Origin of the sequence: Leptothoe sp. LEGE 181152 (genome assembly GCF_032906605.1) — a bacterium.
Taxonomy (GTDB): Bacteria; Cyanobacteriota; Cyanobacteriia; order Phormidesmidales; family Phormidesmidaceae; genus Leptothoe; species Leptothoe turfae.
The window spans coordinates 212295-227621 of record NZ_JASATU010000067.1 but is presented as its reverse complement, the minus strand read 5'-3'; the positions used below and the strand labels follow the sequence as shown (position 1 = coordinate 227621).

12 protein-coding genes are annotated in these 15327 nt (G+C 48.4%); 7 read left to right on the top strand and 5 right to left on the bottom strand.

What is annotated here, in order from left to right:
* Positions 1–3: 3 nt before the first annotated feature.
* The 3 genes from QGP82_RS33345 to QGP82_RS33335 form a co-directional block, all read right to left on the bottom strand.
* Positions 4–3483, bottom strand: coding sequence for an AAA-like domain-containing protein (locus tag QGP82_RS33345; protein WP_499062173.1), 3480 nt, complete (start codon positions 3481–3483; stop codon positions 4–6).
* An 861-nt stretch (positions 3484–4344) separates the two neighbouring features.
* The gene (locus QGP82_RS33340) at positions 4345–5184 is read right to left on the bottom strand and encodes a hypothetical protein (RefSeq protein ID WP_163663661.1); all 840 of its coding nucleotides are present in this window, start codon (positions 5182–5184) and stop codon (positions 4345–4347) included.
* A gap of 197 nt (positions 5185–5381) precedes the next feature.
* Complete coding sequence (locus tag QGP82_RS33335) at positions 5382–6041, bottom strand: histidine phosphatase family protein (protein WP_499062172.1); 660 nt, start codon at positions 6039–6041, stop codon at positions 5382–5384.
* A 139-nt stretch (positions 6042–6180) separates the two neighbouring features.
* Here QGP82_RS33335 and QGP82_RS33330 point away from each other — a divergent pair, with 139 nt between their 5' ends.
* The 7 genes from QGP82_RS33330 to QGP82_RS33300 all read left to right on the top strand — a co-directional run bounded on the left by QGP82_RS33330 (position 6181) and on the right by QGP82_RS33300 (position 13416).
* Positions 6181–6522, top strand: a complete 342-nt coding sequence (locus QGP82_RS33330; RefSeq protein ID WP_163663657.1) for an NAD(P)H-quinone oxidoreductase subunit M — start codon at positions 6181–6183, stop codon at positions 6520–6522.
* The gene (locus QGP82_RS33325) at positions 6515–8806 is read left to right on the top strand and encodes a protein phosphatase 2C domain-containing protein (protein WP_499062171.1); all 2292 of its coding nucleotides are present in this window, start codon (positions 6515–6517) and stop codon (positions 8804–8806) included. The genes QGP82_RS33330 and QGP82_RS33325 overlap by 8 nt, the downstream gene beginning before the upstream one ends.
* A gap of 46 nt (positions 8807–8852) precedes the next feature.
* Positions 8853–10487 carry a CHAT domain-containing protein gene (locus QGP82_RS33320; protein WP_250564909.1) on the top strand — a complete coding sequence of 545 codons (1635 nt, stop codon included), beginning with the start codon at positions 8853–8855 and terminating at the stop codon, positions 10485–10487.
* 185 nt (positions 10488–10672) lie between these two features.
* A complete protein-coding gene (locus QGP82_RS33315; protein ID WP_163663652.1) occupies positions 10673–11257 on the top strand; it encodes a hypothetical protein in 585 nt (194 codons plus the stop codon).
* 116 nt (positions 11258–11373) lie between these two features.
* On the top strand, positions 11374–11544 hold the full coding sequence (locus QGP82_RS33310) for a hypothetical protein (RefSeq protein WP_163698806.1): 171 nt from the start codon (positions 11374–11376) through the stop codon (positions 11542–11544).
* A 136-nt stretch (positions 11545–11680) separates the two neighbouring features.
* Positions 11681–12118: a 23S rRNA (pseudouridine(1915)-N(3))-methyltransferase RlmH gene (locus QGP82_RS33305; protein WP_499062169.1), complete on the top strand. Its 438-nt coding sequence runs from the start codon at positions 11681–11683 to the stop codon at positions 12116–12118.
* Positions 12119–12366: 248 nt separating this feature from the next.
* Positions 12367–13416, top strand: a complete 1050-nt coding sequence (locus QGP82_RS33300; protein WP_499062168.1) for a fatty acid desaturase — start codon at positions 12367–12369, stop codon at positions 13414–13416.
* A gap of 84 nt (positions 13417–13500) precedes the next feature.
* Here the strand turns inward: QGP82_RS33300 and QGP82_RS33295 are convergent, their stop codons facing one another.
* Positions 13501–13962, bottom strand: a complete 462-nt coding sequence (locus QGP82_RS33295) for a GatB/YqeY domain-containing protein (RefSeq protein WP_163698803.1) — start codon at positions 13960–13962, stop codon at positions 13501–13503.
* A 134-nt stretch (positions 13963–14096) separates the two neighbouring features.
* Positions 14097–15269 (bottom strand): molybdopterin-synthase adenylyltransferase MoeB, encoded by a 1173-nt coding sequence (gene moeB, locus QGP82_RS33290; RefSeq protein ID WP_163663642.1) that lies wholly within the window; start codon positions 15267–15269, stop codon positions 14097–14099.
* Between the last annotated feature and the right edge of the window lie 58 nt (positions 15270–15327).

Genomic DNA, 15327 nt, shown 5'->3' with positions numbered 1-15327 from the left:
CTATTAAGACGGATTAACTGTTGTTATATCTTTGCAGAGGGTGCGATCGCTCTCCACCACGTCGATATTGGTCTGTAAATAATCCGCTATCCAGTTGCAGGCATATTCCAGCTCGTTCAATGCCAATATCTTCTCCAAGTTCCACAGGGTCAGTGTGCCGTCTTCCGTGGCAGTGACGAGCTCTCCTGTGGCGCTAAATTTCACACTTTTGAAGCCAGAATCTTTGCCGTATAGGGTCTTGATAGGTTTACCGTCTAGAGTCCACAGGGTAATCGTGTTATCAGCGCTGGCAGTAGCTACCATGTGTCCGTCAGGACTAAAATCCACCCCGAAAAGACCGGTCGCATGTCCTTCAAAGGTGCTGACCAATGTGCCATCCCATCGCCACAACCTAGCGGTACGATCGGCACTGGCAGAGGCAATAAACTGACCATCCGGACTTACTGCTAACCCAAAAATATCTGTATCGTGGGCTTCAATTGTATGGAGGCGATTCCCATCGGCGTTCCAAACCTGTAGTGTACCATCTGAACCTGCTGAGACGAAATTTTGATTGTCAGGGCTAAATGCTACACGATAAATGCGTTGTCCATCATGACCGTCTAGAGTCTGGATGAGGTCTCCTTCAACAGTCCATACTCGAATACTACCGTCTTCTGCACCAGCGACCACCCGTTGACTGTCAGCGCTAAAGGCAGCATCCCAAATCTGTAGTTGATGCCCCTCTAAATCTCTTAGGAAACGCCCCTCCTGGGTCCAAAGTTTAAGGGTGCCATTGTGTCCAGATGTTGCAATCATTTGGCCGTCTGGACTAAAGTCAAATCCAAACAGAATTGTATCCGTTTGTAGGGTGGCAGCGATGTTTCGCTCGGTGTCCCAGACATTAACTGTTGAGCTATCGCCAGAGATGATTCGATCACCTTGAGGACTGATGGCAAGATCCCAAATCTCGTCATTTAGAAAAATGGTTTTGAGCAGCGGTGTTTCCCACTGTCTGAGTTGAGCGGTGTTCTGAGTTCCGGTTGTCACGATGGATTGCACATCGGTTGGAGAAAAGCTGAGTTCGCGGATATCTCCTGGAATTTGAAGAATACGCCAGGGACTGCCATCTGTGCCCCAAATCCAAAGGGTTCTATCCAGGCTTGCGGATGCGATCGTAGCACCATCAGCAGCGAAGGCCACGTCTTCAACGCGCTTTGTGTGCCCCTCCAAGGTTTTGCTAAGGTTGCCATCAAGGTTCCAGAGCTGTATCACTTCACCGTCACCACCGGTAGCTAGTAAGTTACCCATCGCATTAAAAGCCAAACTCCAAAGACTGCCACCGTCGAGGGGACCAGGTAATACACTTAAGAGTTCACCATCGGCAGTCCACACTTTGGCGGTATTATCCAAGCTGGCCGAGGCAATTGTTTGCTCAATTGCACCTACCGCAACTTGCCAAACCATGCTTTGATGCCCCGACAGCGTTTTGAGCAAATTTCCGTCTAGAGTCCATACCCTAGCGTGATGATCGGCTCCACCTGAGACTAAAAATTCTCCTGTGGGGCTAAAGGCCACACTCCAGGCAGCGCCTTCATGGGCTTGAATCGTTTGCAACAATGTTTTGGATTCGAGATGCCAAATTTGTAAGCTACCGTCCAAATTAGTTGCCGCTAGTAGGGGGAGATGGGGATGAAACGCGATACCAAAGGTAGTGGCATTACCTGCAAAGGTGTGTAGTAGTTGACCGTTCTTGGCCCAGAGCTTGACGGTTTGATCGCCACTCGCCGTTGCGATCAATTCTCCATCTGGACTATAGGTAACGCCCAAAACATGTCCTTCATGGCCTGACAGGCGATTGCGCTCACTCATCCAGTAGATAATCTGGTTAAGAGCCCGATCTGCTGCGACGGTCAACTCTGTAGGAGCTTGCTCAAGTTCCTGAAGTCGGCGTTTTGCCCTGATAGCATCGATCAGCGCTTCCAGTTCGTGGTGGGAGGCAAATTGCCCTTCTGCCGATGAAATTAGCGCCTGAACTTCGTTGAGGCGGGCGGTTTGTTCACTGGCGATCGCCCGCTGATATTGCAAAAATGCTGCCGCACCCAGCAGTGAAACGATTGCTAATGCCCCTGACGTGATGCCTAAAAGAATGCGTTGTAGACGGGTGGTCCGTTTGGCGGCTTCAGCCTTTTCGAGGTCTAGAGATCGCTGAATCTCAATCTGCTCCTGTTCTTGTCCCAGGGCCAAAAAGCGATAGTCTAAATCGCTGAGACTTTTTCCCCTGGCCCAGGTTTGGGCATCGTGCAGTGCCTGTCCCCGCAGCAATCGGGATTCATCAATCTGCTTTGAAGCCACCCAAGCGTTAAAGGCTTCCGAGTAAGGGCGGAGGGCGGTCAACTGCCGCTGTATCCACTCCAGATTAAAAACGGTTTCATAAATTCGATTTTTGGCACAGAGATTTCCCTGTTGCTGCACCATCAACCCGCTTAGCAATAGATCAATCTGATCGCGACTATCATCGGTGGGTATTGTTTGACCTTCTAACCAGCGCTGATAAATCCCGAGCAAGCGTCCTGTACGACGGTCATCATAGAGTAATCGGTCGCGAATGGTGCGCAAATGCTCAGGCTCATCCTGCGATTCCCAGTGGGTGAGAATTTGATCTCGTACTACACTGTCCACCCAAAACTTTTCCATCCCCAGCGGTATATTTAATGGGTCATTGACCGCTGTTTGACTAGAGGTAACTAATAACTGACAAACCTTCTGAGTCAAGAAGGGCTGTCCATTTGTCCAATTCAATACCTCTTGTAAAATGGCTTGGGTATTTTCGGTTTGAATCTTTAAGCCTTGGCCTAAGGATGCGGCTTCTTCGAGGCTAAATCCTGTGAGCATAATTGCTCGACCAATATTGAACGGTGTGCGTTGTTTGTCGGCAATCAAATCAGCCGGAGCCGCCACACCAAAAATGGCAAAGGTAAGCCTTTGGTAAGCTGGCTCCACCGTACGACGGTTATAACAAAAGCGGATGAGCGCAAAAAAGTCATCGACTGAAAACGGTAGATTCAGCAGACTATCCACTTCATCGATAAAGATAAATAACCGTTGGTCTGGACACTGAGCCAGTAACATATCAATAAACTGACTCAAAATTTGAGTCAACGATAAGTGGCTGTGTGCTTCCCACCAGCTCCGAATGTCTATTGTTTTTCGGAGACCAAACTGTAGTGCCAGGGTGCCCATCAGCCCCCTGTACCATTGTTCGGGGGTAATGTGATCACTGCCAATATTAGTAACATCGATAACGGCACAGCGATAGCCTTCTTCCTGTAGACGGTGCCAACTGCGCACCATAAGAGAAGATTTTCCCATCTGGCGAGAGTTGAATATGTAGCAAAAATCACCCGCTAACAGAGCGGAGTATAGCTCTTTATCCGCTTGTCGCTCAATGTAGGTGGGGGCTTGATAGTCAAGACTGCCTCCAATTTGATAGTAGTTGGCCATGATTAAGCTGGGCTAGAGGGGGAACACTGTCGCAGAGATTGCGATCGCTAGCTAAGACATTACGTTAGTACTCAAGTGATCCTTGAGCCAATCGCAGGCTTAGCTGAGTTCATTAAGTGTCAAGATTGTATCCAGACTTTCCATGGTTAACGTTCCATTTTCGGCAACGGTTGCTAGTAAATGTGGGTATTGCTGATCTTTGGGATAACGTTAGTTGTGAGACACCGTCAAATAGCAACGGTGCTAGGCTGGTGCATTCCCTAAATAAACAATCGCTAAATTTGCAACGAGACTAAGTGTTACATAGTTGAAACTGGAACTGTTGCTTTAGAGACTTTTTGTTCTCTCTCTCTCTCTAGTTTTATGATCTTGATTTAACAAGAATTTCCCATGGCTCTTATGGTCTTTAGTCTGCAATAGTCTTCTCCCTCAGTAGAGCTAGCAACAACATCCTTGCTGTCGCCATCTAGTGACACTAAACAACAATTGCTCGATTTGTTGTGTATGAAGATCTTGTGTGTTGTTTCTCTCAATTGTCACTATCGATCTTTATCGATCTTTTATGCCTGAACCACTGGTTCCATTCACTTCCAGGCAGACTGAATCGATGGAGTATAATCGAGCGAGCGATATGAAATAGTGTTTGTTGTGTGGCTGCACTCAGATTCGCTGGTGCAGCCACCCCAAAAATGGCCAAGGTAAAACGTCGATAGTCAGGCTCCACTGCCTGCTAAGGGACTGCACAAAAATAAAACCCCGGTTGGGGCTGTCGATGGGTGGATGAGTGATGGGTAATGGGGTAATTATTTAAGCGCAAGCGTCTAACACACTGTTACTGCTGAGTAGTGGTTATCAATACACCTAATCTACCTGTCTGGCTTTTTGCAGTAGACTCTCGCTATTTGAGCGATAAGCACTCACCCTATCCTGAGCAATTTGATAGCGCTCATCAGCCACTGGCACTTCCGCCATTAGATCAGAGGCTTGCTGCCAGCGGGCGGCTAATGCTAGCCAATCAGATGACGTCTCTGCCGTTGAACCATCCTTAGCAGCTTGCTCAGCAATGCGAACGGCTCGGGCAAACGAATCATAGGATTCAGGTAGAGGCAGATGAGCCGAGGCTGTTTGCTCTGAAGAGTCAGCAACTGAAGGAGCCGTTGCCAACCGTTTATAAGCCCAAGCAGTGATACCAATTAGTAAGAGAGCAACGGATAGACCGCCAATAATGTTGCCAAGAAACGACTTACGCTGCCGCAGATCAGACTTAGAAGCTCCCTCTGGCATGTCCGTTCGTAATTTAGGACGCCTTAGATCACGCAGGGTGCGCTTAAACCAATGGGGTTGCTTGAGGATAATCGTTTCTGCCCAAAGCAGATGATTATCAGGGTCGCGGCTAATTTCTTCAAGCCAGAGTAGCTGCTGTTCTTGGACAAGGCGACTATTAATTTTGACTCGCCGAATTCGGCGAGGGGCAATATTTTCTAGAATATTTCGAATATTTTCAACGACCACCGATTTCTCAAGCTGCTCATTGGTGGGAGCTTCACACAAAAGTTGAAGCACATTATCGACAAAGACAGCACGAGTACGGATGCCGTTGTTTGCTAACCGATCGTTAAGGATTTGAATAATGGCCGCTACGCTGCCGTCTTGGGCTTGCCCAAAGACATCATTGATATCAGTAAGTGTAGTAGTATACATGCAAATAGTCTCCAAGAGACCATCACTACAATCATCCCAGAGTGGTAGAACACCTGGTTACAGCTGACATCTAGTTGCACAAGATGTTCCAGGTGCTGGGCATTAAGGTTACCTCAAAAATGTCATAGCTATCCAATTTGCTCCGGAATTTCCGTATATATATGGATAGCCTGCAAAAAATTGAGTGCCTTGATGGTTCAAGTATTCTGCCCTAGATGGGGAGTTTCATTAAACTTTAAAATTTTCCAGCACTCTGAGTTATGCTGACGGTCTTTAGTCAGATCCGGATTAAGTAGCCAGAACTCAAATAGGGCGGTGTGGCGAATGGGAATTTGCCAGGTGCGATCGCACCCTAAAATCACCCTGATCAGCTGCTGCATAAAGCCCCCATGGGTCACCATCCAAACCCAATCACCTGGTTGATGGCGCTGCCACAGGGTTTGATACCAGCTTGCCGCCCGTTGATAAGCTGCCACTAACGTTTCGGCTTCAGGTACGGGCTGATAATCTAACGTTTTTGTTAACGCCTCACAGATCTGGGGATAACGGTTACTCGCCTCAGCCCAAGTTAACCCTTGAAAAATTCCCTGGTGTAGCTCTTGTAGGGCCACTTCATATTGGATAGGGCGTTCAATTAATGCGTCTAAATAAACCGCCGTCTCAACCGCCCGCTGTAACGGACTGCTGTAAATGCAGACAGGGTCAGGTTGATATTCCTGTAAATACGCTGCCAACTGACGAGCCTGCCATTGACCCGTAGCAGATAGAGCCGTAGACATTTGCCCTTCTAAACGGCCCTCTAGATTCCCAAGTGATTCACCGTGCCGAACCAGCAGTAACTTCAGATACTCAGCCATCCCTTATCTTGCAGCGCTTGACTCAATACTCGTGAAGTATAGGGATATATGAATTACCAACAAAGCTAAAAAATCGCCCATAAAGCGGTTGCGAGGAAACGTTTACAATATAGGCGTCTTCAACCATGCAACTAAATCCATGCTGCTCAAGTCCACCACACGTCATATCCATATCTTTGCGGCAGACATTGAGAACAATGAGCTTGTACCGAGTGAGAATCAACTGACGTTAGACGTTGATCCCGACAACGAGTTTAATTGGCCTGATGAGGCTCTGCAGCAGATTTATAAAGAATTTGATCGATTAGTTGAAGCCGCCACCGGGGAAGCACTTACCGATTACAACTTACGTCGCATCGGCTCTGATCTTGAGCATTTTGTGAGAACGTTGCTGCAATCAGGTCAAATTAGCTACAACCTGAGAAGTCGGGTACTCAACTATAGTATGGGCTTACCCCGCGTGGTATCTGAGAGTGATTAAGTGTCCAAACCCTGAATGTCAGGCCATTAATCCAGAGGGCAACGAGCATTGCACCTCCTGTCAAACTTTTTTGCCCCACCGTTACCTATGGGCCGTGGGACAGGGGAAGTTGGCTCTTGACCATCTGGATAAACGCTATGCCTGGCAACATCAGCAGATTGTGCTAGATACTGAGCCTGGAATTCCTCCGGTATCACCGGAACCTGTTCCCGCTCATATTTGGCCATATTTGATACTGGCCTCCCACGGACTACATGTGCCCCAACCCTATGCCCTGCTCAACAAAGGCACAGGGCGTGAGATGTTGCTTTTAGATGCAGCCGCCATTGCTGCTGAACCGGGTGATAACCAACCTAAACTGCTGCCTACCCTCATGGAGGAATGGCCGATGGCTTCACCCCTGAGGCAGCTGAACTGGCTGTGGCAAATAGCAGGTTTATGGTCAGACTTTACCGAGCAACAAGTCGCTAGCAGTCTGCTATCTAAGACGCTTTTACGGGTTCATGGTTCGTTGGTGCGGCTGCTGGAGCTGAGCAATGATTTGCAGGCGGTCACACTTAGTGATTTAGGAAAATTTTGGCAATCACTGGTCCCTGAGGCGCAACCCTCGATTCGAGAGTTTTTCGAAAGTCTGTGTGACCAACTTACGACTGGCAAGATTAAGACACCAGAGGTCTTGGGAGCTTGTCTGGACCAGGCAATTGCGGTGACAACTAAAGGCTATCAGGCGGACTATAGTCTGTCAGTACTGACCGATCAAGGGCCTAGTCGCAAGCGTAATGAAGATGCTTGCTATCCAGCCAGTGGGACGAACCAAACCCATGCTGCTGGACCTAATAGTAAGCGCCGCAGTCAGCAACCCCTGCTGCTACTGGTCTGTGACGGAATTGGTGGGCACGAAGGTGGAGATGTGGCCAGCCAGCTTGCGATCGCAACGATTCAACAACAACTGGCCCCGCTGTTAGATGAACTGGCCCATCAGCCCCAGCATGACCCCATAGCAGTCAACCTGGCCATTGAACAAGCCATTGGTGTCGCTAATGACAATATCTCTGAGCATAATGACCGGGGGCAACGTCAGGCTCGCGATCGCATGGGCACCACCTTGGTCATGGCGCTGATTGTTGGTGCCCAAATTTACATTGCCCATGTGGGCGATAGCCGCGCCTACCGCATCAGTGCTAACAACTGCCGCCAGATTACCTTTGATGATGATGTAGCAGCTCGCGAAGTCCGCCTGGGATATGGATTCTATGCCGATGTGGTGAATCGCCCAGCCACAGGAGCATTGATTCAGGCTTTAGGCATGGGACATTCCACTGCACTCCATGTAGCCATAAAGCGCTTAATCCTTGACGATGACATCGTTTTGCTCCTGTGCTCCGATGGATTAAGTGACTATGATCGGGTTGAACAATCTTGGCAAACCCATCTATTACCAGTACTAACAGGCCAATCAAAGCCTGCCACAGCCGCTACTAATCTGGTCAAGCTTGCCAATTCCTATAACGGTCATGACAACGTCACCGTTGGGGTAGTTGCAGGTCGCGCCCAAGCCTTAAAACCGCCTAGGGTACCGATACCGTCCCCCAATCAACTAGCCTTTTCTGTCCCAACCCAGTCTCAACGAACGGTAGCCTCCTCCCAGGCAACGGTAATTGCTAGAGAGGCCCCCCCTGCTGCCCAACCCATCAAGAAAAAGTCGAGCCTATGGCCAGTTTTAATTGGGCTAGTGGCTATTCTTGGTACAGCAACCACGTTGACCATGGTGTTTTTTAGGGAGCTTTCCATTAGCTCAGAAACTGGAGTTCCCGAAACTATTCAGGAGGAAACTGGTCAAGAAACACAGACAGTAGGTATTTCTGACGATGAGCTGACCAATCCACTTTTAACGCCAGGAAGCTATTTACAATTGAGTCAACCCGTTGAGCTGGTGGCGACTCCCCAAACCCCCGAGGACGATAGTAGTGATCAACTGGGACAACTGACGGATGGTGCCATTGTCCAAGTTTTAACCCGACAGGAGCCAGCGGCTGATCAATCCCGCTGGGTCAAGCTAAAAGTTTGTGCTGTTCCTGCGGTTGGTCAGTCTACTGACCAACCGCCAACCAGCACCGAAGAAACTGGACCACGTACCAGTGAATTAGATCCAGCTAATTCCAATTCAGTTGTCACAACCCCTGGAACCATTCCACTAACTTCCGGAGAAGAAGGCTGGGTGCTAGAAGCAGAGTTGGCGCAAATTGCTCGCACTGCTGAGGTACTCAACTGCCCTCCCGAATAGGTGTGTATTGTATTTTTACTGTGGCAGGACGTTTATGACCGCTTCTATGTCATCTTCTTCAGAGTCACTTTGTCTATGGCTTGCATTGGATCGGCTCACGGCAGCTGATCCAGAACATTACGCTATTTGGGTGCTCAAGTCTCCATTTCCCAGTGGCCATGTGCATCATGACCGGATTTGGAACCATACCTTATCCCAAGCCTGGCAAACCTGGCAGTCAATGTTTTCGTTACGCGGTCTGCCCCAGGTTCCCCATATACCTTCCGCCTATGTACCCCAATTATTGCTAGACGAGAACAATGATTTGTCCAAGTCTAGTCAGACCAATAGCTACAGCAGTCGGTTAATGCAGCACCTAGGGCTTAATCTTTGGCAGTGGCTGTTTGATGGTCCCGTCCAAAGTAGCCTGGACCACAGCTGCGGTATTGCTCAAGGTCAGAGCACGGTCATGCGCTTGCGGTTAGAAATACGAGATCCAGAACTGATCAGCGTGCCCTGGGAAATTATGCAGTCCCAACCCGGACGTCCGGCAGTGGCGCTTAACCAGCAGATCTTGTTTAGTCGCACCACCAGTGACGTTGATCCCTTAGCTGATTGGGGCTTGGACAATGGGCTGAAAATATTATTGGTTGTCGGTCATGACGATGGGGGGGCGTCAGACGATCGGGCTGCAGCCACCCTGAGTCTTGAGAAAGAAGCCGATCTGCTCAAAAACATTCTGGAAAGCAGAGCCGACTCCAGACCCGGTCGCCGGGTGGTGCGTCAGGTAGATGTGCTGCTACAGCCTTCGCCAGCAGAGCTTGTACAACATTTAGAGCGCTATCGTTACAATGTCTTTTTCTACGCTGGCCATGGCATCCCTGCGCCCGATGGTGGCCTCTTGTTTCTTCAGCCCAATGCCACCCTCAACGGTACAGAGCTAGCCCAGGTGCTCACCCGCTGTCGTGTGAAGCTAGCTGTATTCAATACCTGCTGGGGTGCCCAGCCCGAATGCAGCGGCCAGCAGGCCATTCCCCGCAGCAGCCTGGCAGAGGTCTTACTGCACCATGGCGTCCCCGCTGTATTGGCGATGCGGGATTCCATTGCGGATGAGGAAGCTCTGAGCTTTATTCAGAAATTTGCCCAAGCATTAGCCGAGCGGAAACCTGTGGATGAAGCGGTTGCGATCGCACGTCAGCACTTGCTAACACTCTACAAATTCAATCAACCCGCATGGACCTTGCCCGTGCTCTACATGCACCCCGACTTTGATGGGGAGCTACTCACCCCCATGCCCACAGACATTACCCGTCTCCCAGGCGATTCCGGCATTGGTGGCCGTGCTGCTGCCCACACCATCAGCATTCGTGAAATTGGTGGCGATGGCAAAGTATGGCCAATTTATCGAGGTTTAATGCGCGTGGGACGTCTGCCCGACAATGATCTGGTCATAGGAGAACCCTGGGTATCTAGCAAGCACGCTGAAATTTTCTATCGTCGTGCCACTGCTGCGGAAGAAGCCTCAGAACCCACCTACTTTTTGCGGGACTTCTCACGTTATGGCACCTACTATCTCAGTGACGAAGGATGGCAGCAAATCCATCGCCAAGAAATTCCCCTATCATCAGGCACACAATTGCGTTTTGGTAGCTCAGATGGCTGTTTGCTAGAATTTTTAATCGAGCCCACTGGAGAGACCTAGAAATCCCATAATTTGGTCAATCTCAGAGCTGCTTTTAGACAAAATTTCGATGTTTGGGTATACGAACTTACGTCTTTTAGCGTAAGTTTGCCGTAAGTTCAATAATTAGATGCGGAACACTTGGAATCAAGCCTGTATCCTCTTCCTGTCACAGCTCAATGAACTTATGGGAGGGTAAAACTACCATGGTCAACCACAAAAATTCTTCTTCGAAGCAACATCTATCTGCAGAAAATCTAGCTCAGCAGGAAATGCTGCAGTCAATTTTGGCACTTCAAGAACCTTATCCATGGACCCCTGCAGAATCATCGAATTATTTTGCAGAGGCTACTGCTGCTGGTGATGAGCTAGCACTGTCAGATGAGGAAGCCAAGATTGGTTGGCAAGCATTCTCAGCTCAACTAGATGCATTTTGGGGTGGAACATCTATCCAAGCAGCTTTAGCCCAGCGTTTTGCTAGTCGTCTATCTAAAGACGTGATTAATCAAATCACGGCCAAAGCCACTCAAGTGGTCAATACCGGTCGCCCTCTAGCAGAGCAGCTAATTACCTGTGTTCGCGACACTCTCACTGGATGGGATGATGCCGATCTGCAAGTTATGGCCCGTCCTTTAGCTCACGCCATGCGTGGTCAAGAGGAAATATTGGATGCCACCATTAACTCAGTGCGCGACATCGAATGGGAATCCCTATCATCGATGGAACAAGCCCGTATTAGCCTAGCAGCAGCTAGATGGGCCATTGACTATGTCACTACTGAACAAAAATAAATAACTGACCCTAGCACGATCTATAGAAACATCTAAGGGGTGACGTATAGTCATCAAGCTTCCCTTTTGTTCAGAAGTGTTCGCTTACCCTTGGTACGCCTATGCAGCTGATGGGCATGCTTGATTCTCCCTATGTCAGGCGGGTGGCAATGTCCCCAGCCTGCTATTTACCCACGCAGTCGGATATTACTGTCGCTGTGGCCTGGTGGTTTACCCAGCTATACATAGCTGACGTCAATCAACCCCGCAAATTACCCAAAGCTTGCAGCCTTCTCTGCCAACGCTGAAAAGTTACCAGAGTTTGCCTCCACACCGGTAGAGTAAAGTTTTGAATTTTGAGTTAGCTCCCAGGCTACTCTGAGAGGGGTGGCACTCGGTTAACCAACTCAAAACTCAGCACTTAACACTCAAAACTGGCAACAGATGGGGCAAAGCTTTCCTAAGGTAAAAATCATTGCGGTCGGCAAAATTAAAAAGGACTGGCTCAAAGACGGTATTGGTCTATATATTCAGCGGCTACCCGAAATTGAGTTCCTGGAAATCAAAGATACTGACCCAGATACTGAAGCAACCAAGGTACTCGGTGTACTGAAGACCTATGACAAACTGATCGTGCTCTCAGAGGACGGGAAGCATTACGATTCAGTTGCCTTTAGCCAGTGGTTAGGTCAAGAAGCTTCTGGTGCATTGGTATTCTTTATTGGTGGTCCTAATGGAGTTAGCTACCATCTCAAGCACAAGGCTTATCAGGTACTGAGCTTATCGGCGATGACATTCCCCCATGAAGTCGCAAGATTATTGTTGTTAGAACAGCTGTATCGCGGTAAGACTATCCTGCAAGGCGGCAGCTATCACAAGTAATGCATCACTACCTGAAGTGCAGCACTTCACCCGATAATTGTCGTGCCGGTCTCTGTTAAGTACCGGTAAAGACTACGTGTTTTGTCAGAACATTTCCTCGAATTGACTATCTAGCTTCACGTCTGTGACTCAATCTATAGTATTGTAAAGCTTTGTGAATCGGCTTTAAGGCTTGATGCGGGTGCTTTTCCAGTCCGTAATATATCAGGTTGCAAAGCTTGATTTTAGATGTCAAACGTAGGTAATAAGTGCAATTAACTACCCGCCCAACTGGGTCTTCAACCCAATCTACGAGCGAGCTTCCATTTACCCTTAAAGATCTAAAGGATGCGATTCCGGACTACTGTTTTGAACCGTCTACTAGTCGCTCCCTAGCTTACTTTTTTCTAGATATTGGTATTATTGCTGGCCTGTATGGCATAGCTTACGCCCTCAACTCCTGGTTGTTTTTCCCTCTCTTTTGGTTAATGCAAGGCACTATGTTCTGGGCCTTGTTTGTTGTGGGTCATGATTGTGGCCATGGCTCTTTTTCAAAGCACAAGTGGCTAAATAATCTCATTGGTCACCTTAGCCATACCCCCATATTGGTGCCATTCCATGGCTGGCGAATTAGTCACCGTACTCACCACGCCAACACTGGCAACATCGACACAGACGAAAGCTGGTATCCAGTTTCTGAAGATGAATATAACGAAATGGATGCGATTGGCAAAGCGATCCGTTTCAATCTGTTTCTTTTAGCCTATCCTTTTTATCTATTCAAGCGTTCACCTGGTCGTAAAGGATCTCACTTTATGCCCGGCAGCGATCTATTTCGCGCCTCCGAAAAGTGGGATGTGATTACAAGCACAACGCTATGGACCCTGTTTATCGGCTTCCTGGGTGCGGTTGGCTTACAGTTTGGCCTAGTCTTTCTGTTTAAGTTCTACGTCATGCCCTATTTAGTCTTCGTGATGTGGCTAGATTTGGTCACATTTCTACACCACACAGAACCTGATATCCCCTGGTATCGCAATGATAGCTGGTACTTTCTCAAGGGTGCACTGTCTACCATTGACCGCGATTATGGGTTTATCAACAACATTCACCATAACATTGGCACCCATGTGGCTCATCATATCTTTTTGAATATGCCTCACTACCACTTAAAAGATGCAACTGAGGCAATCAAGCCAATCTTAGGAGATTATTACCGAGAAGGTAAAGACTCTATCTGGACTAGCTTCTGGCGCTCCGCTCGTGAGTGTATTTTTGTGCCCAACGAGGGTCAAAAAGTATACTACCAGCCTCGCCGATAGTCTGAGATTACAGTGAGACTTTAAAAAAGAGCGTGCAACAATTGTTGCACGCTCTTTTTTTACACTCTTTCTTTAAAGCTTGAATTAACTACCCGCTAACTTCGCTTTTACTAACGCCTGCACTTTGGCACCATCGGCCTTGCCTTTCATTTCTTTCATGGCAGGCCCCATCACTTTCCCCATATCGCGAGGACCACTAGCTCCAGTTTTGGCAATCAGCTCATCGATAACTGCTGCAATTTCATCATCAGACATTTGCTCAGGTAAGTACTCTTGCAAAATAGCTAGTTCTTGAGCTTCTTTCTCAGCCAGGTCGTCGCGACCTGCACTCTTGTATTGTTCAATCGAGTCCTTACGCTGTTTAGCTAGCTGAGTGACAACTTCAATTTCTTGTTCAGGAGTCAGCGCATCCTGACCCTTGGGACGTACTTCTGTTTCTTTTTCTAGAATGACTTTCTTAATACCACGAACGGTTTCTAGGCGAATCTTATCGCGAGCTTTCATTGCAGCTTTAATTTCGTCGCTGATGCGGTCTTTAAGGGACATGATTAAAAAGACGTTGCTTGCAACGTCTGTACACAAAAAGATGAGCTATTGATGGAACTGAGCCATTGCCTTTGTAGAAGACAATGGCTTAAATCCTTCTCGTTAGAAAGGGATTTCGGAAGAACACACTAAATTTAGTACTGAGGTACTGAAGGATCAACCTCACGACTCCAGGCCAGAATGCCCCCCGTCACGTTGGTCCCTTCAATGCCTGCATCTTTGAGAATAGAGAGTGCTTTGGCAGAACGACCACCCATCTTGCAATGGGCGATGAGTTTATGGCCGTTCACTAATCCTCGAACTTTCTCAACCCCAGCACCGCTCTCAATTTCGGAGAGCGGTATTAGCACTGAGCCGGGAATCTGGGCGATTTTGTATTCGTTTGGATCACGAACATCAAGTAAGACATAATCACTGCTGTCGCTGTCAAGCAACTGCTTGAGGTCAGTCACACTCATTTCGTCTATAGCTGCCTTCTGTTGAGCTTCAGCTGCCTTAGCATCGGGGATACCGCAAAATTGCTCATAATCAATCAATTTTTCAATCACAGGTCGCACTGGATTGGGGCGTAGCTTTAACTCACGGAACGACATATCCAGAGAGTTATATAGCAATAAACGACCGCTGAGGGTATTGCCCGCACCTAAAATGATCTTAATGGTTTCTGTGGCTTGAATAGAGCCGACAATACCGCAGAGAATACCTAGAACCCCTCCCTCTGCACAGGAGGGGACCAGGCCCGGCGGTGGGGGCTCGGGATAGAGATCGCGATAGTTGGGACCATCTTCATAATTGAAGACCGTCGCCTGGCCTTCAAACCGGAAAATAGAGCCATAGACGTTGGGCTTGTTGAGTAACACACAAGCGTCATTCACTAGGTAGCGGGTGGGGAAGTTATCGGTGCCGTCTACAATGATGTCATAGGGTTCAAAAATCTTGAGGGCATTGTCAGCACTTAGACGAGTATTGTGTAGGTCGACTTGACAATGGGGATTGATTTCAAGAATTCGATGCTTGGCCGATTCGATTTTAGGTTTATCGACCCAAGAGGTGCCGTGAATAATTTGGCGTTGCAGGTTGGAGTAGTCAACCACGTCGAAGTCGACAAGGCCGATACGACCAACGCCAGCTGCTGCCAGATACAGAATTAAGGGAGAGCCAAGACCGCCCGTACCGATACACAGTACACTGGCAGCTTTTAGTCGCTTCTGACCGTCAACGCCTACTTCGGGCAGGATTAGATGCCGTGAGTAGCGCTCATAGTCTTCTTTAGTTAGTTGGATGTCATCCAGATTTGGATTCAGCATGGTTCCTTGAGAACGAAAAGAGATGTAATGGTCTGTTGCAACGCTACGGGTGAGCGTT

Coding starts and splice junctions, on each gene's coding strand:
- QGP82_RS33345 (WP_499062173.1), bottom strand. CDS start 3,483: ATGGCCAACTACTATCAAATTGGAGGCAGTCTTGACTATCAAGCCCCC.
- QGP82_RS33340 (WP_163663661.1), bottom strand. CDS start 5,184: ATGTATACTACTACACTTACTGATATCAATGATGTCTTTGGGCAAGCC.
- QGP82_RS33335 (WP_499062172.1), bottom strand. CDS start 6,041: ATGGCTGAGTATCTGAAGTTACTGCTGGTTCGGCACGGTGAATCACTT.
- QGP82_RS33330 (WP_163663657.1), top strand. CDS start 6,181: ATGCTGCTCAAGTCCACCACACGTCATATCCATATCTTTGCGGCAGAC.
- QGP82_RS33320 (WP_250564909.1), top strand. CDS start 8,853: ATGTCATCTTCTTCAGAGTCACTTTGTCTATGGCTTGCATTGGATCGG.
- QGP82_RS33315 (WP_163663652.1), top strand. CDS start 10,673: ATGGTCAACCACAAAAATTCTTCTTCGAAGCAACATCTATCTGCAGAA.
- QGP82_RS33310 (WP_163698806.1), top strand. CDS start 11,374: ATGCTTGATTCTCCCTATGTCAGGCGGGTGGCAATGTCCCCAGCCTGC.
- QGP82_RS33305 (WP_499062169.1), top strand. CDS start 11,681: ATGGGGCAAAGCTTTCCTAAGGTAAAAATCATTGCGGTCGGCAAAATT.
- QGP82_RS33295 (WP_163698803.1), bottom strand. CDS start 13,962: ATGTCCCTTAAAGACCGCATCAGCGACGAAATTAAAGCTGCAATGAAA.
- moeB (WP_163663642.1), bottom strand. CDS start 15,269: ATGCTGAATCCAAATCTGGATGACATCCAACTAACTAAAGAAGACTAT.